A 16,200-nucleotide genomic window follows, 5' to 3' on the forward strand; every position below is an offset into this window, starting at 1 on the left:
CACACGGGCGGCCTGGCAGACTTGACGGTGATGACCAGCACCGAAACCCTCTTCCGCGACCCCGACGGCGGGCGCGACGCGCGGCCCCAGTACGTCCTGCCCCTCGTGGTGCGGATCGAGAAGGCCGCGCCGCCCGCCCGTACCGACGCCCTCGAGACCGCCGCCCGCGCCGTGCTGACGCTGCTCTCCGACGAGCGGACCACCGCCCCCGACGGCGAGTGGGCCGAGGCGGTGCGCGACTGGGAGGACGCCCGGATCCGCAAGGTCGTACGACGCGCGCGCGGCGCGGAGTGGCGCCGCGCGGGGACGCTGCCCGGCATCACGGTCACCGGCACCGACGCCGAGGTGCGGGTGTTCCCGCCGATCCCCCTCGACGGCTGGCCCAAGGACCTCGCCAAGCTCCAGGTCTCCGGTACGGAGCTGGCCGACCCCGAGCCCCCGCCGGCCCCCGCCGCGGGCACCCCGGTGCTGTGGCTGCCGCCGGGGCTCGCGATGTCCGCCGGGAAGACCATGGCGCAGGCCGGCCACGGAGCGCAGCTCGCCTGGTGGGAGCTGTCCGACGCCGAGCGGGACGCCTGGCGCGCGAACGGCTTCCCGCTGGCGGTACGCACTGCCGCGCCCGCCGCGTGGGACGGGCTGCTGCACAGCGGGCTGCCGGTGGTCCGGGACGCGGGCTTCACGGAGATCGCCCCGGGCAGCGTCACGGTGGTCTCCGAACACCCGGCGCTGAAACGCGGTTGATCGGCCCGTCCGCCCGTGCTCTGATCGCCCGATGAGCGACGTGACAGAGGTACGCCCGGCGGAGCTGTCCGACACCGCGGCCGTCCGCGCCGTCGGACTGGCCGCGTGGCCGCCCACGTACACGCCTCTCACGGGCCCCGGGTACGTCGAACGCTGTCTGGCCGTCTGGTGGTCGACCGAGGCCACCGCCCGCGGGATCGCCGCCGGGAACGTGCTGGTGGCGGAGACCGGCGGGCGGATCACCGGGATGGCGGGGCTCGGGGAGAAGGACGGCGTACCGGTGCTGTGGAAGCTGTACGTGCTGCCGGAGTGCCACGGCACCGGCGTCGGCTCGGCGCTGCTGGCCGCCGTCGTGGCGCGGCTTCGGGCAGCGGGGGCGACACGGCTGCGGCTGGAGTACCTGGACGGCAACGAGCGGGCGGCGGCGTTCTACCGGGCGAAGGGCTTCCGGGAGATCGGGCGGGCGCCGGACCCGGAGCATCCGGAGCTGCCGGCCGACGTGTGGATGGAGGCGGACCTCACCGCCGCGCGGTGAGGGTGCCGCCCCCTCCCCGGCCCCGGTCTACGGCACCAGCACCAGCCGCCCCCGCACCCCGCCGCGCGCCAGCCGCTCGTGGGCCTCGGCGGCACGCTCCAGCGGCAGGGTGTCCGCCACCCGGGGCGTCAGCACCCCCTTGTCCGCCAGCGCCGTGAGCTCCGCCAGCCGGGCGCCGTCCGCGTAGACCTGCGTGAGGTGGACGGTGGTCCCGCGCAGCGGCAGCGGGGTGTTGGACGGCAGCACGGCGGCGAACCTGCCGCGCGGGCGCAGCGCCGCCAGCGCCCCGGCCCCCACCGACGCGGCGTCCAGCACGCCGTGCACCCCGCCGGGCGCGACGGCCCGTACCGCCGCGGCGAGGACGGCGTCCCGGGGGACGAACTCCGCCGCGCCCAGGCCCCGTACCAGCGCCTCGTCCCCCGGCCCGGCCTGGGCCACGACCCGCAGCCCGCGGTCCTTCGCCGCCAGCTCCACCCCGTACCCGCCGACCGCCCCCGCGGCCCCGGTGACCAGCAGCGTCTGCCCCGGCTCCAGCGCCAGCGCGGCCAGCGACTGGTCGGCGGTGAGGGCGTTCAGGGGCAGCGTCGCCGCGTGTGCGGCGTCGGTGCCGCGCGGCGCCGGGGCGACCGCGTAGGCGTCCACCACCAGCTGCTCGGCGTACGCCCCGAGCTCCAGGTCCAGCAGATCCAGCAGCGCCACCACCGAGTCGCCCACCGCGACCCCCGTCACGCCCGCACCGACCGCGTCGACCACGCCCGCCGCGTCCCAGCCGACCCCGTACCGCGCCCGCTCCGCCACCACCCCCACCTGCACGAACACACCCGCGCGCACCGCCGTGTCCACCGGGTTCACCCCGGCCGCCCCGACCCTGATCCGTACCTGCCCCGGCCCCGGCTCGGGCACCGCCGTCTCGACCACCCTCAGCGCCTCGGGTCCGCCCGGCTCCGTCACAATCACAGCTCGCATCGTTCCCCGCTCCTTCGTACCGATCGCTTACGGCACGAACCTAGGGGGCGTTACTCTCCATCGGTAAGCAGGCACCTGAAAGTGCGTACCGGACCCGGGGGAGAGCCACGGATGCCCACCATGACCGCCGCCGAACGCCGCGACGAGGCCCGCGAGGCGTACGACGCCTTCCTCGCCGCCTGCCCCTCCCACCAACTGCTCGGGCGCATCAGCGACAAGTGGACGGCGCTGATCGTCACGTCCCTCGCCGACGGCCCCCGGCGCTACGGGGAGGTCGCGCGGACCGTCGCGAGCATCAGCCAGAAGATGCTCACGCAGACATTGCGCTCGCTGGAGCGCGACGGCATCATCACCCGCACGGTGACGCCCGAGGTCCCGGTCCGGGTCGACTACGAACTGACGGAAACCGGCCGCGAACTGCTGCCCGTCCTGCGCGCGATCAAGGACTGGGCGGAGACGCACATCGAGGGCATCATGGCGTCCCGCGAGGCGTACGACCGGCGGAGCTGACCGGTCCCGGCCATCGGGCGGCAACCTCAAATTTGGCTCTGAACAATCCCCACAAGGGTTCGACGTCGCCCCCGCAGGCCATCATCTGTCCACGCGAACGAGCACGACAGGGGGAGGGGGCGGCGGATGCATCAGCCGCTGGGAACGGGGATCGGCTGGCGGCCGGAAATCGCCGGTGAGATCGAACAGCTGACGGACATCGACTGGGTCGAGGTCGTGGCGGAGAATATCTGCCCCGGCCACCTCCCCGACGCCCTCACGGCGCTGCGCGCCCGGGGCGTGACCGTCGTCCCGCACGGGGTGGGGCTGGGCCTGGGCGGCGCGGAGCGGCCCGACCCCGGGCGGCTGGTGGCGCTGGCGGAGCGGGCCGGGGCGCTGGGGGCGCCGCTGGTGACGGAGCACATCGCGTTCGTGCGGGCCGGGGGGCCGCTGACCGCGTCGCCGCGCCTGGAGGCCGGGCATCTGCTGCCCGTACCGCGCACCCGGGACGCGCTCACGGTGCTCTGCGAGAACGTCCGGATGGCGCAGGACGCGCTGCCGGTGCCGCTGGCACTGGAGAACATCGCGGCGCTGTTCTCGTGGCCGGACGACGAGTTCACCGAGGGCGAGTTCCTGGCGGAGCTCGTGGAGCGGACGGGCGTACGGCTGCTGATCGACGTCGCCAATCTGCACACCAACCACGTCAACCGCGGCGAGGACCCGGCCCGCGCGCTGGACGAGCTGCCGCTGGAGGCCCTGGCGTACGTGCATGTCGCCGGCGGCTATCTGCGCGACGGCGTCTGGCACGACAGCCACGCGCATCCCGTACCGCCGGAGGTGCTCGGGGTCCTCGGCGAGCTGTGCGCGCGCACGACACCGCCGGGAGTGCTGCTGGAGCGCGACGCGAACTTCCCGCCGCCCGGCGAACTGGCGGCGGAGCTGGCGGCGATCGGTTCGGTCACCAGGGGGGTGGCGCATGTCTGAGACGGGGACGACGCACACGGAGGCCGCCCGCCAGCGGCTCGCGCTGCGGCAGACGGCACTGCTGTCGGCGCTGGTCGCGGGGACGCCGGTGCCGGAGGGTTTCGACGGGGCGAGGCTGCGGGTGCAGTCGCGGGCGCTGGCGGCGAAGCGGGCGGACGTCGTCGCCAAGGTGGCGCCGGAGCTGCCGGAGATCCTGGGGGCGGACTACCGCCGCCGGTTCCTCGAGTACGCCGCCCGCCGGCCGATGACCGGGGGCTACCGGCACGACGCGCTGGCCTTCGCCCGCCATCTGCTGGACGCCGGCCGGCCCGCCGACCCGGGTGCGCGCCGGGAGCTGGCGCAGTGGTGGCGCGAGCGGCGCAGCCCCGCGCCGCACCGGACGCGTGAACTGCTGCGCCGGGCGCGCGGCGTGCTGGGAAGGGGGGCGCGCTGATGGGGTTCGTCGTCGTCCTGGCGCTGCTGGCCGGGGCTTTCGTATGGCTGCGTGCCGAGGCGGTACGGGCCAGGGGCACCGCGAGCGGCGGGGAGCACTGGACGCCGTCCGACGTGCTGGAGGGCGCCTTCCTCGCGGGCGGGCCGGGGCGCGTGGTGGACACCGTGCTGGCCACGATGCACGAGGACGGGCGGATCCGGATCACCGACGGCGGGGTGCGGGTGCTGCGGGCGGTCGCGGGCGAGCCCGTCGAGCGGGCGGTGCTGACGGCGGTCGGCAGCGACTGGACGGCGCCGCTGGCCACCGTGCGGGCGACGGTCATGCGCGATCCGGCGGTGCAGGAGATCGGGGATGCCCTCGCCGCGGCTGGGCTGCTGATGCGGGCGGACGTGCTGCGCCGGTGGCGGCGGACGTTCCGGCTGTACGTCGCGTTCGTGGCGGTGACCATGCTGGCGTGTCCGTTCCTCGCGGTCGCCCTGGAGCGGTGGGAGATCTTCCCGGGCTTCTTCGCGGGGATCCTCGCGCTGATCGTCGGTGCCACCGTGTACTCCCCGGGGAAGGGCCGGATGACGCAGGCCGGGCGGAACGCCCTGGTCACGCTGCGGGGACGGAATCCGTGGGAGGCGCCCGGCGCCGGGGTCCCGGCGGTCGCCGCGCTGGTGGCGCTGGGCGGGGCGGCGGTGCTGACGGACGCCGTGCTGCGGGATCAGTTCCTGGCGGTGCAGCGGCAGGCGCTGGTGACCGCGGGGTCGCCGGCCGCCCCGAACACGCCGTCGTACACCGACACGTCGTACACGCCGAACTGGTGCGGGTCGTCCAGCGGCGGGAGCGGGAGCGGGGGCTGCGGCGGGTCGTCGTCCTGTGGCGGGGGGTCGTCCTGCGGGGGCGGGTCGTCGTGCGGCGGGGGGTCCTCCTGCGGCGGCGGATCGTCCTGTGGCGGGGGGTCCTCGTGCGGGGGCGGGTCGTCGTGCGGTTCGTCGTCCTGAGCGGACCCTCGTACGGAAAACCCTGACCGGATCCCGGAAACATCTGGCGCGAAGGCGTCCCGGTGACATACAACTCGGCCATGTGGGTGATGTTCGGCCTCCTGGCCTGGATCGCGGCCCTGACCTCGTGCGCCCGGCTGTCCCGGGCCGCCTTCGCCGCGGGGCGGTGGCCCGATCCGTACCCGGACGCCGGGCCGCCCGGTGAACTCACCCTCCCCCAGACCGCCTTCCTGGCCGGCGGCCCGCGCCGGGTCACGGACCTGGTGCTGGTGCGGATGGCCCGCGCCCGCCGGCTGCTGCTGGCCCACACCGGCTGGGTGACCGTCGTCGACCCCGAGCCCCACGACGCCCTGGAGCGCGGGGTGCTCGCCGCGATCGGCTCGTACGGGCAGGCCAGGATCGCCGACGTACACGCCGCGGCCGCCGGGTCGGAGCCGATGACGGCGCTCGGCGAGGACCTGGCCCGCACGGGGCTGGCGGTGCCGCCCGAGGTACGGGCCGCGGTCACGGCGGGCGTGCGGTCCGTGCGCAAGGCGGGGGCCGCCGTGCTCAGTCTGTGGCTGGCCGCCACCGCGCTCGCCCCGCCGCACGTGCCGGCGCCCGCGGTCGGCGGCTGGTTCGTACTGCCGCTGCTGCTAGTCGCGGGCAGTCTGCTGATCTCGCGGCTGGAGATCCGCCACCACACCGACTGGGCGTCGTACGCGGGACAGCAGGCGCTCGCCCGCCTCGCCGTGCCCCGGCAGCGGACCGCCGGGGCGGTGACCGACGAGCACGCCCTGCTGACCGCGCTCGCGGTGCGCGGACCGGCCGCCCTGCCCGAGCCCGCGCTGCGGCAGGCGCTGCTGGGCGCCGGGCGCCGGGAGCGCGCGCCGCAGGCCCGGCTGGGCGAATAGGAGGACTTTTCCGGGGCGCGCGCCGACACCCCGGCGGCGTCCTTTACTTCACCAAGTGCTCAACGAATCATCCCTTTTGTCATCGACGCATCGTCGACACCACCCCCGAAGGGATCAGCCGTTGAGGGCTGCAGTGCTGTACGGAATCCTCGGTTCACTCGCTCTCACCGGTCTGGCGACCGCCCCCGCCGACTCCCACCCCCAGCAGGCGGCGCGGCACGGCGTGGAGGTGGCCGCCGAACACGCCGAGCGCGCGGGCATCACCTTCGGCGACTGTCCCGAGTCCGAGGACCTCCCGAAGGCGGTCCGCTGCGGCACCGTGAACGTCCCCCTGGACTACGCCGATCCCGACGGCGAGCAGCTGGAGCTCCTGGTCAGCCACACCCCGGCGACGGGCCCCAAGCGGGCACGCCTGGGCGCGCTGGTGTTCAACCCCGGCGGCCCCGGCGGCTCCGGCACGTACTTCCCGCTGCTCAGCCGGCTCCCGGAGTGGCAGAAGCTGGCCCGCGCGTACGACTTCACCGGCTACGCCCCGCGCGGCGTCACCCCCAACGCGCCGCTGTCCTGCCAGCACCCGGACGAGTTCGGGAAGGCCCCTTCGAACAGCCCGCAGCAGCCGACCGCGCACGACAAGGCGGCCGGCGTCGAGGACGCCAAGGCGTACGCGGCGGGCTGCGCCGCCAACCGCGGCATCGAGCACTACACGTCCCTGAACAACGCCCGCGACCTCGAGGTCCTGCGCGCCGCCCTGCGCCAGCCGAAACTCAACTACCTGGGCGCCTCGTACGGCACGTACTTCGGCGCCCTGTACGCCACCCTCTTCCCCGAGCGCGTCGGACGGTTCGTCTTCGACAGCGCGGTCGACCCGACCCCGCGGAAGATCTGGTACGAGAACAACCTGATCCAGTCCCTGGCCTTTGAGAACCGCTGGTCGGACTTCCGCCGCTGGGTGGCGAAGCACGACAACGTGTACGGGCTGGGCCGCACCGAGGACGCGGTGGCGCGCTCGTACGACCGGGTGCGGACGGCGGTGGAGAAGGAGCCGGCCGGGGGCAAGGTCGGCAGCACGCAGCTGCAGGCGGCGTTCCTGCGGACCGGGTACGCGGACGACTTCTGGCCGACCGCGGCCACCGCGCTGGCGGAGTACGCGGCGGGCCGGCCGGCGGCGCTGGTGGACTTCGCGGCGCCCGCCCCCGAGGAGCGGGCCGCCGAGGAGAACGGCAACGCCGTCTACACGGCGGTGGAGTGCAACGACGCGGCGTGGCCGACGGACTTCGCGGTGTGGGACCGCGACAACACCCGCCTCGCCGTCCGCGCGCCGTTCGAGACCTGGGACAACGTGTGGATGAACCTGCCGTGCGCGTACTGGAAGGCCCCGCGGCAGCGCCCGGCGGACGTCCGCACCGCGCCCGGCGAGCTGCCGCCGGTGCTCGTCCTCGCCGCCGAGCGGGACGCGGCGACCCCGTACGAGGGCTCGAAGGAGCTGCACCGGCGGCTGGCGGGCTCCACGCTGATCACGGAGCGCGGCTCGGGCTCCCACGGCATCGCCGGCGGCCCGAACCCGTGCGTCAACGGCCATGTGGACGCGTACTTCCTGCACGGCACCGTCCCGGACTCCGACGCGTCCTGCGGCCCCCACCCGGAGCCGAAGGCGAAGCTGGAGACCCCGGAGGCCTGATCCCGCTGTCGGCCCCTGCCACTAGCGTGGTCCCATGCCCCTCGACGACGCACTGGCCCGACGGATGCGCGAGGCCGACTTCTGGCCCGCGTACCTCTTCGACGACGACGCCCCCGACCTCTGGGACGAGGACGCGGAGGAACAGGAGTCGCAGGTCGCGCGGTTCGAGCTCGGAGGGGGCTTCGAGCTGGTCCTCGACGTGACGCTCGGGCTGGAGTACGTGGATCTCGCGCTCCGGGCGCCCGGGCGGTCCGAGCCCGTCACGGTGGGCTGGGACGACCAGGCGCACTTCCATCCGCACGTGATGTCGTGGCCGGAGCTGGACCTGCTGTGCCGCGCGGTCGCCCTGCACGACCCGGAGCTGCGGCATCCGGGGCCGATGCTGGCGCTGCTGTGCCGGTTCGCGTTCCGGGGGGAGGACGAGGACCTGGACGCGGTGACGCCGCCGACGGACGCGGCGTTCGGGGTCGTACGCCCGGGCCCGGACGTCGCGGTGCGGCCGGAGACGCGGGACTGGCACGAGCTGCGTACGCTGCCCGGCGTGCGGTGGGTGACGACGCCCGGGGGTCATCCGGTGGCCGAGCAGCCGGACGAGGAGGGCGAGCCGCTGTATTCGCTGCGGGTGCCGGACTCGGCGGAGTTCCCCTTCGCCGCCTGGGCCGGTCTGCTGGCGCGCGCCCGGGAGGCCGTGGCGGCGGTGCGGGCCGACCCCGCTCTGGCGGACCCGGCGGTACGGGACGCGCTGGCGCGCTGCGCCGGGGCGGACGGCCACGGGCGGCTCGGGGCCCTCGCGGAGGCACTGGCGGCGGCGGGGTTCGCGGTGCCGGTGGTGCTCCGGGCGATAGCGGAGCCGGTGCACCGGACGGAGGCGTGCTGGGCCGTGGAGGTCCTGGCGGACCTTCCTCAGGGGGAGCTGACGGCCCGCTGGTTCGGGCCGAGCCCGCTGCCCCGGTCCTGAGGCCGGTGCAGGGCCGGGGTGGCGGGGAGCAGCGTCAGGCCAGTTCGGCGACGAGCTGCGGGAGTTCCTTGCGGCGGCCCGTGTAGAACGGGACCTCCTCGCGGACGTGGAGGCGGGCCTCCGAGCCGCGCAGATGGCGCATGAGGTCCACGATGCGGTGCAGCTCGTCCGCCTCGAAGGCCAGGATCCACTCGTAGTCGCCCAGCGCGAAGGACGCGACGGTGTTGGCCCGGACGTCCGGGTAGCCGCGCGCCATCTTGCCGTGGTCCGCGAGCATGCGGCGGCGGTCCTCGTCCGGGATCACGTACCAGTCGTACGAGCGGACGAAGGGGTACACGGAGACATACGCGCGGGCGTTCTCGTCGGCCAGGAACGCCGGGATGTGCGAGCGGTTGAACTCCGCCGGCCGGTGCAGCGCCATGTTCGACCAGACCGGCTCCATGGCGCGGCCCAGCCTGGTGCGGCGGAAGAGGTTGTACGCCTCCTGCAGGGCGTCGGCCGTCTCCGCGTGCCACCAGATCATCACGTCCGCGTCGGCCCGCAGACCGGACACGTCATACGTACCGCGTACGACGACATCCTTGGCCGCGAGCTGGTCGAACAGCTCCTGCACCTCGTCGGCGTACCCGGCACGGTCCTCGGGGAGGGCGTCACGGAGCCGGAACACCGACCAGAGGGTGTAGCGGATGACCTCGTTGAGGTCCTTTGCTTTCTTGCCCGCATTGGGGATGCGGTCTGATGCGGCAGTCATGCGTCCATTGTCCCAGGCGCACCCAGCGTTTCCGCGGCGGCCCTGTCCGCGCTCGCGATGACCGCCGGGATGCCCACCCCGTCGTACAGCGCCCCGCACACCACGACCCCGGCGGGCAGCGCGGCGCGGATCCGCCCGACGCGGTCGACGTGTCCGACGGCGTACTGCGGCAGCCCGTCGTTCCACCGGGTGACCAGCGACGCGACGGGCTTCGCGGCCAGCCCCACGGCCGTGTGCAGGTCCTTCAGGGAGAGGTCGACGAGCTCGCCGTCCTCCCGCTCGAGGTCCGCGGTGTCCCCGTAGCGGCCGACGGACGTACGCAGCAGGAACAGCTCGTCGTCGCCCGCCCAGTCCCACTTGCGGGAGGAGAACGTGGACGCCTTGATGGTCCGCCCGTCCACCGACGGCACCAGGAACCCGGTGCCCGCCGGCAGTACGTCCTCGACCTCCTGGCGCCGGAAGGCCATGCTGACCAGGGCCATCGACGCGTACTCGACCTCGTCCAGCTCGCGCGCCGCGTCCGGCGCCGCGACCCGCAGCAGCCGCGCGGCGGGCCCGGCCGGCAGGGCCAGGACGACGGCGTCGGCCTCGTACTTGGCGTCCTCGGTGAGCGCCCGCCAGCCGCCGTCGACCGGCCGCAGCGCGGTGACGGTGACACCGGTGCGGACCGTGCCCCCGGCCGCCCGTACGTCGTCGGCGACGGCGAGCGGGAGCCGGCCGATGCCGCCGTCGATGCCCAGGAACACCGGACCGCTGCCGGCGGGCGTGGCGCCCTGCACGGCGTGGACGGCCTCGGTCAGCGTCGGGTGCTCGCGGACGGCGTCGAACAGGGCGGGCATCGCGGCGCGCAGGGAGATCCGGTACGCGTCGCCCGCGTACACCCCGCCGAGCAGCGGTTCGACGAGCCGGTCGACGACCTCGCGCCCGAACCGCCGGGCCACGTACTCCCCCACGCCGACGTCCTCGCCGACCTCCTCCGCCGGCAGCGACGCCTCACGCCGGACGGCCTCCACGCCCTCCTCCGACACGACCCCGGCCACCGCCTCGGGCGACCCGGGGATGCCCATCACGTGCCCCCGCGGCATCGGCCGCAGCTCCCCGCGCGTCCACACCGCGGCGCCTCCCATGGCCACCGGCTGGAGCGCGTCGCCGAGCCCCACGTCACGGGCGAGCCCCACGGCCTCGGGCCGCCGGGCGAGCAGCGACTCGGCGCCCAGGTCGAGGGGCAGCCCCTCGAGCTCCCCCGCGTACAACTTGCCGCCGACGCGGTCGGCCGCCTCCAGCACCGTGACCTCGGCGCCACCGCGCACGAGCCTCCGCGCCGCGGCCAGCCCCGCGATCCCGCCTCCGATGACCAAGACCTTCATACCGCCACTCTCTCAGACGCCGATACGAGTCCCGACCGTGACCTCCCCGGAACCGTGAGCGGCAACCGGCGCCCCCCGCGCCACGTCAGAGGGGCACACGAAACCGACCTCGGGGGGTAATCAACGATGCGCAGAGGCATCCCGGCGCTCGCCACGCTGCTGCTGGCGGCGGCGCTCACACTGACGGGCTGCAGCAGCGGCGCGGACGAGGACTCGGCCTCCTCCTCGTCCGGCGACAAGAGCATGAGCCAGGACATGGGGGCACCGGAGGCGGACCAGAAGGGCGCCTCGGGCGCCGACCAGGCGTCCCCCGCCCCGGCAAAGCTGTCCCCGGCGGCACTCATCCGCACGGCACGGGTGACCGTACGGGCGAAGGACGTGACCGCCGCGGCGGCCGGTGCCCGCACGGCGGCCGAGGCGGCGGGGGGCTACGTCTCCAACGAGTCGACGCGGAACGAGGAGCAGGCGACGCTCACGCTCAAGGTCCCGTCCGGGACGTACGACGAGACGCTGGACGAGGTCGTACGGCTCGGCGACAAGCTGCTGACGCGCGAGGTCAAGGTGCAGGACGTCACCGACCAGGTCGTCGACGTCGAGAGCCGGGTGCGGTCCGCCCGCGCGAGCGTGGACCGGATCCGGCGGCTGATGTCGTCGGCGACGAAGCTCACGGACGTGGTCTCGCTGGAGTCGGAGCTCTCCACGCGCCAGGCGAACCTGGAGTCCCTCCTGGCCCAGCAGAAGTCCCTCGCGGACCGCACCTCGCTGGGCACGATCACCCTGACGATCTCCAGGCCCCCCAAGTCCCCGCCCCCGCCGCCCGCGGACGAGGACCCGACGGTCCTCTCGGCCCTGTCGTCCGGCTGGCACGCGTTCGTCACGACGCTGCGCTGGATAGCGGTGGTCCTGGCGGCAACCCTCCCGTTCGCCACCCTCGCCGCGCTCCTCTTCCTGGCGTACCGCCGCTTCCTCCACCACACGCCCACCCCGCCCCCGCCGCCGTCGGCGTGGAAGCCGGCCCCGGCACGGGAAACGGAGACGGACTAGCAGACGCACCGCCCGAAACCGAACCACCGGCCCGCCGTACGGCGCCCCTGCGGGGCGATATCCCTGCGGGGGCGCTGAGGCGCCGAAACGCCGGGGCGTAAGGCGTTAGCTGGCGGGCTGGCGGGCTGGCGGGCTGGCGGGCTGGCGGGCTGGCGGGCTGGCGGGCTGGCGGGCTGGCGGGCTGGCGGGCTGGCGGGCTGGCGGGCTGGCGGGCTGGCGGGCTGGCGGGCAACGCCAAGTAGCCCTCCCCGTCACCCGACCGGACCCGACAGCGCAAGTCAGCCACCTTCCAGCCCTCCCGTCGCCTAGTCGCGTCGTCTGGTCCGGTTACGCTTCCTCCGCCTTCGCTCCGGGGCGACGCGGCGTTTGAGGCCGAGGCGCGAAGCGCCGAACGGGGTCTGGGGCGGAGCCCCAGCAGCGCAACCGCACCGACCCGGGGGCCAGGGGGCGGAGCCCCCGAACCGCCGACGCACCGTTAGCGTGGACCCCACACCGGTGACGAAAGGACCGCACATCGTGGGGGCGAACGAGCGACTCGTAATCATCGGCGCCGACGCAACAGGAATGTCCGCCGCGTCCCAGGCCCGAAGACTCAAACCGGACCACGACCTGGAGATCACCGCCTTCGAACGCGGCCACTTCACGTCCTACTCCGCCTGCGGCATCCCCTACTGGGTAGGAGGCGAGGTAACGGACCGCGACGCCCTCATCGCCAGAACCCCCGCAGAGCACCGCGCCCGAGGCATCGACCTCCGCACCCGCACCGAGGTCACGGAGATCGACCTCGACCGCCAGTGCGTCCGCACCCGCGACCTCGACGACCCCACCGCCGACGAACGCTGGCACGGCTTCGACCACCTGGTGATCGCCACCGGCGCCCGCCCCGTCCGTCCGAAACTCCCCGGCATCGACGCCGAAGGCGTCCACGGCATCCAGTCCCTGGACGACGGCCAGGCCCTGCTGGACGCCCTGCACAAGGACCACGTCCGCCGCGCCGTGGTGGTCGGCGCCGGCTACATCGGCGTCGAGATGGCCGAGGCGTTCCGCCACCGCGACATCGACGTGACCGTCCTGGAGGCCTCCGACCAGCCGATGAGCACCCTCGACCCGGACATGGGCCGCCTGGTGCACACGGCGATGAACGGCATGGGCATCCACACGGTGACGGGCGCGGCGGCCACCGCCGTCCTCACGGACGCCGACGGCAGGGCCCGTGCGGTGACCACGGAGAACAGCGAGTACCCGGCGGACGTGGTGGTCCTCGGCCTCGGCGTACGCCCGGAGACGACCCTCGCCCGGGACGCGGGCCTGCCGACCGGCCCGCACGGCGGCCTGCTGACGGACCTGGCGATGCGGGTCCGCGGCCAGGAGAACATCTGGGCGGGCGGCGACTGCGTCGAGGTCCTGGACCTGGTGTCCGGCCACACCCGCCACATCGCGCTGGGCACGCACGCGAACAAGCACGGCCAAGTCATCGGCACGAACGTGGGCGGCGGCTACGCCACCTTCCCCGGCGTCGTCGGCACGGCGGTGTCCAAGGTCTGCGACCTGGAGATCGCCCGTACGGGCCTGCTGGAGGCGCAGGCCCGCGAGGTGGGCCTGCGGTACGTGACGGTGACGATCGAGTCGACGAGCCGCGCCGGCTACTACCCGCGCGCCGCCCCCATGACGGTGAAGATGCTCGCCGAACACCGCACGGGAAGGCTGCTGGGCGTCCAGATCGTCGGCCGCGAGGGCGCCGGCAAACGCGTCGACGTGGCCGCGGTGGCCCTGACGGCGGGCATGACGGTCGAGCAGATGATCTCCCTGGACCTCGGCTACGCCCCACCGTTCTCCCCGGCCTGGGACCCGATCCTGATCGCGGCCCGCAAGGCCGCGGCGGCAGTGACCAAGGAAATGCGAGGATAATTCGAATACCCGTCTGACAGACTGCCCCGCATGGCCGAACCAGTCGATCAGGTGGACGAACACGACCGCGTCATCGGCGTGGTGGACCGCGCCGAGGCCCAACGCGCGAACCTCCTCCACCGCATCGCGGTGACCGTCTGCCGGGACCCCGACGACCGCGTCCTGGTCCACCGCCGCCCGGACGACGACAGCCGCCACCCCGGCCACTACGACTCGGTGGCCGGCGGCGCCGCGAACGTGGGCGAGGGATACGGCGAGGCCGCCGCCCGCGAGCTGCGCGAGGAGTTCGGCATCCGGCTGCCCGCACCTCCGCCGCTGGTGTTCAAGCGGATCATCCACGGCCGGTACGGCCGGTACTGGCTCGGTGTACACGAAGCCCGGCTGGACGCCGCCACCATCGCCGCGATCACCGCGAACCCGCGGGAGATCGCCTGGTGGGGCTGGATGACCGTACCGGAGCTGCGCGAGGCCGCCGCACGCCTGCCGTTCGTCGGCGGCGAGGACAGCGCCCTGTGGACCTACCTCGCCCTGACCGCCTGAATCAGCGCGCCGTGCGCTCGTGCACGTACTCCACCAGCCGCGTCAGCACCGTCGGATCGGTGTCCGGCATCACCCCGTGCCCGAGGTTGAACACATGCCCCTCGAGCCCGCGCGCGGCCTCGAGCACCTCGTCGGTCTGCGCCCGTACGGCCGCCTCCGGCGCGAAGAGCACCGCCGGATCCAGGTTGCCCTGAATGGCCTTACCGGGCCCCACCCGCCGCGCCGCCTCGTCCAGCGGCACCCGCCAGTCGGCGCCGACCACGTCGGCCCCCGCCTCGCCCAGCAGGCCCAGCAGCTCGCCCGTACCGACGCCGAAGTGGATGCGCGGCACCCCGTACCCGGCGACGGCGTCGAAGACCTTCGCGGAGTGCGGCATGACGAACCGCCGGTAGTCCGCCGGCTTCAGCGCGCCCACCCAGGAGTCGAAGAGCTGCACGGCGGAGGCGCCGGCCTCGATCTGGACCTTCAGGAACGCGGAGGTGATGACGGCAAGCCGGTCCAGGAGCTCGGCCCACAGCTCCGGGTCCCCGTACATCAGGGCCTTGGTGTGCTCGTGGTTCTTTGACGGCCCACCCTCGACCAGATAGCTGGCCAGCGTGAACGGCGCCCCGGCGAAGCCGATGAGCGGCGTCGCGCCGAGCTCGGCGACGAGCATCCGCACGGCCTCGGTGACGTACGGGACGTCCTCGGGCCCGAGGGCGCGCAGCTGCGCGAGGTCCGCGCGGGAGCGGATCGGCCGGGCGACGACGGGGCCGATGCCGGGCTTGATGTCGAGGTCGACGCCGATGGCCTTGAGGGGGACCACGATGTCGCTGAAGTAGATGGCGGCGTCCACGCCGTGCCGGCGCACCGGCTGCAGGGTGATCTCGGTGACGAGCTCCGGCATCATGCAGGAGTCGAGCATCGCGATGCCCTCGCGCACCTTGCGGTACTCGGGGAGCGACCGGCCCGCCTGTCGCATGAACCACACGGGGGTGTGCGGGACGGGCTCGCGCCGGCAGGCCTTCAGGAAGGCGGAATCCCTCGCCGCGGACGGCGCGCTGTGCTCGGATGCAGGAGAACTCACCCCCGCATCTTCGCACGCGTGAGACCGGGCTCCGGACCTGCCCCGGACACGCCCGTCCGCACGACTCCACAAGCCCTCAAGTCACCGGATATCGGCCCCTGCCCGCGTGGTTGGTGACCTGATCCACCGTCCAGGCCCTACTCTTCCGGCATGGCAGCGGCTCCTGGACACCTGGCTGATGATCATCATCGAGATACCCCCGAGGAGGACGGGGCCCCGCTTTCGTTCCGCCAAGCGGTGGAGGCACTGCGGACGGCGTCGGTGCCGTCCGGGGTGCGGCTGGAGCCCATCAGGGCGCCGCGCCGGCTGGCCCCGTACGCCTATGCGACGGAGGCCGCGGTCCTGCAGGACGACGAGGAGCTGGCGGACGGCCGGCTGGTGCTGCTGCATGACCCGGACGGGCACGAGGCGTGGGCCGGGACGTTCCGGCTGGTGACGCTGGTACGGGCGGACCTGGAGCCCGAGATGGCCGCCGACCCGCTGCTCCCGGAGGTGTGCTGGTCCTGGCTGACGGGCGCGCTGGGCGCCCGGGGGGTCACGTACCGGGAGGCGAGCGGCACCGTGACGCGGGCGGCGTCGCACTACTTCGGCGGGATGGCGAACCGTGCCCCCACCACCCGGATCGAGATCCGCGCGTCGTGGACGCCGCAGGAGGTGCCGACGGCGCTGGGCGGTCATCTGACGGCGTGGTGCGAGCTGCTGCGCCAGTGCGCCGGCCTGCCCCCGACGGCGGTGCCCTTCCCGTCCGCCGCGGGAGGCGGCGGGGCGGTGGTGCCGCTGCCGCAGCGGCGGGGGCCGCGCTCGACGCGGTAGTCCGTGGACAGCTGACGGGCGCCGCTTCCGCCTCCGGAAAGGCGGCGC

At 74.3% G+C, this 16,200-nt stretch carries 15 protein-coding genes and 1 pseudogene; 12 read left to right on the top strand and 4 right to left on the bottom strand.

Annotated features, from left to right (window positions below):
* Nucleotides 1-30: 30 nt before the first annotated feature.
* On the top strand, nucleotides 31-741 hold the full coding sequence (locus SRB5_RS28720) for a peptidyl-tRNA hydrolase (RefSeq protein WP_153456368.1): 711 nt from the start codon (nucleotides 31-33) through the stop codon (nucleotides 739-741).
* 31 nt (nucleotides 742-772) lie between these two features.
* A complete protein-coding gene (locus SRB5_RS28725; protein ID WP_153456369.1) occupies nucleotides 773-1,276 on the top strand; it encodes a GNAT family N-acetyltransferase in 504 nt (167 codons plus the stop codon).
* 27 nt (nucleotides 1,277-1,303) lie between these two features.
* Here SRB5_RS28725 and SRB5_RS28730 read toward each other — a convergent pair whose 3' ends face one another.
* Nucleotides 1,304-2,242 (bottom strand): NADP-dependent oxidoreductase, encoded by a 939-nt coding sequence (locus SRB5_RS28730; RefSeq protein ID WP_153456370.1) that lies wholly within the window; start codon nucleotides 2,240-2,242, stop codon nucleotides 1,304-1,306.
* A 111-nt stretch (nucleotides 2,243-2,353) separates the two neighbouring features.
* Here SRB5_RS28730 and SRB5_RS28735 point away from each other — a divergent pair, with 111 nt between their 5' ends.
* The 6 genes and pseudogenes from SRB5_RS28735 to SRB5_RS28760 all read left to right on the top strand — a co-directional run bounded on the left by SRB5_RS28735 (nucleotide 2,354) and on the right by SRB5_RS28760 (nucleotide 8,663).
* Nucleotides 2,354-2,752 (top strand): winged helix-turn-helix transcriptional regulator, encoded by a 399-nt coding sequence (locus SRB5_RS28735; RefSeq protein WP_153456371.1) that lies wholly within the window; start codon nucleotides 2,354-2,356, stop codon nucleotides 2,750-2,752.
* Nucleotides 2,753-2,878: 126 nt separating this feature from the next.
* A pseudogene (locus SRB5_RS28740) lies at nucleotides 2,879-4,148 on the top strand (DUF692 domain-containing protein).
* Nucleotides 4,148-5,134, top strand: a complete 987-nt coding sequence (locus tag SRB5_RS28745; RefSeq protein WP_153456372.1) for a TIGR04222 domain-containing membrane protein — start codon at nucleotides 4,148-4,150, stop codon at nucleotides 5,132-5,134. The pseudogene SRB5_RS28740 and the gene SRB5_RS28745 overlap by 1 nt, the downstream one beginning before the upstream one ends.
* Before the next feature lie 80 nt (nucleotides 5,135-5,214).
* Nucleotides 5,215-6,027, top strand: coding sequence for a TIGR04222 domain-containing membrane protein (locus SRB5_RS28750; protein WP_153456400.1), 813 nt, complete (start codon nucleotides 5,215-5,217; stop codon nucleotides 6,025-6,027).
* A gap of 121 nt (nucleotides 6,028-6,148) precedes the next feature.
* On the top strand, nucleotides 6,149-7,705 hold the full coding sequence (locus tag SRB5_RS28755) for an alpha/beta hydrolase (RefSeq protein ID WP_153456373.1): 1,557 nt from the start codon (nucleotides 6,149-6,151) through the stop codon (nucleotides 7,703-7,705).
* 34 nt (nucleotides 7,706-7,739) lie between these two features.
* Complete coding sequence (locus tag SRB5_RS28760) at nucleotides 7,740-8,663, top strand: hypothetical protein (RefSeq protein ID WP_153456374.1); 924 nt, start codon at nucleotides 7,740-7,742, stop codon at nucleotides 8,661-8,663.
* Nucleotides 8,664-8,697: 34 nt separating this feature from the next.
* On the opposite strand, the gene hemQ is transcribed toward SRB5_RS28760, so the two are convergent.
* Nucleotides 8,698-9,414, bottom strand: a complete 717-nt coding sequence (gene hemQ, locus SRB5_RS28765) for a hydrogen peroxide-dependent heme synthase (protein ID WP_153456375.1) — start codon at nucleotides 9,412-9,414, stop codon at nucleotides 8,698-8,700.
* Complete coding sequence (gene hemG, locus SRB5_RS28770) at nucleotides 9,411-10,781, bottom strand: protoporphyrinogen oxidase (protein WP_153456376.1); 1,371 nt, start codon at nucleotides 10,779-10,781, stop codon at nucleotides 9,411-9,413. The genes hemQ and hemG overlap by 4 nt, the downstream gene beginning before the upstream one ends.
* A 126-nt stretch (nucleotides 10,782-10,907) precedes the next feature.
* Here hemG and SRB5_RS28775 point away from each other — a divergent pair, with 126 nt between their 5' ends.
* From SRB5_RS28775 to SRB5_RS28790, 3 genes are all read left to right on the top strand, one after another.
* The gene (locus SRB5_RS28775; protein WP_153456377.1) at nucleotides 10,908-11,825 is read left to right on the top strand and encodes a DUF4349 domain-containing protein; all 918 of its coding nucleotides are present in this window, start codon (nucleotides 10,908-10,910) and stop codon (nucleotides 11,823-11,825) included.
* A 516-nt stretch (nucleotides 11,826-12,341) separates the two neighbouring features.
* Entirely contained in the window at nucleotides 12,342-13,733 is a 1,392-nt protein-coding gene (locus SRB5_RS28785; protein WP_323378652.1) for an FAD-dependent oxidoreductase, read from the top strand.
* A 30-nt stretch (nucleotides 13,734-13,763) separates the two neighbouring features.
* Nucleotides 13,764-14,273 (top strand): NUDIX domain-containing protein, encoded by a 510-nt coding sequence (locus SRB5_RS28790; RefSeq protein WP_153456379.1) that lies wholly within the window; start codon nucleotides 13,764-13,766, stop codon nucleotides 14,271-14,273.
* Nucleotide 14,274: 1 nt separating this feature from the next.
* Here the strand turns inward: SRB5_RS28790 and hemE are convergent, their stop codons facing one another.
* The gene (gene hemE / locus SRB5_RS28795; protein WP_323378653.1) at nucleotides 14,275-15,339 is read right to left on the bottom strand and encodes a uroporphyrinogen decarboxylase; all 1,065 of its coding nucleotides are present in this window, start codon (nucleotides 15,337-15,339) and stop codon (nucleotides 14,275-14,277) included.
* A 150-nt stretch (nucleotides 15,340-15,489) separates the two neighbouring features.
* Between hemE and SRB5_RS28800 the strand changes: the two genes are divergently transcribed.
* Entirely contained in the window at nucleotides 15,490-16,152 is a 663-nt protein-coding gene (locus SRB5_RS28800; protein ID WP_153456381.1) for a DUF3000 domain-containing protein, read from the top strand.
* Nucleotides 16,153-16,200 lie beyond the last annotated feature (48 nt).

The organism is Streptomyces smaragdinus, from assembly GCF_009604385.1.
GTDB classification, from domain to species: Bacteria; Actinomycetota; Actinomycetes; order Streptomycetales; family Streptomycetaceae; genus Streptomyces; species Streptomyces smaragdinus.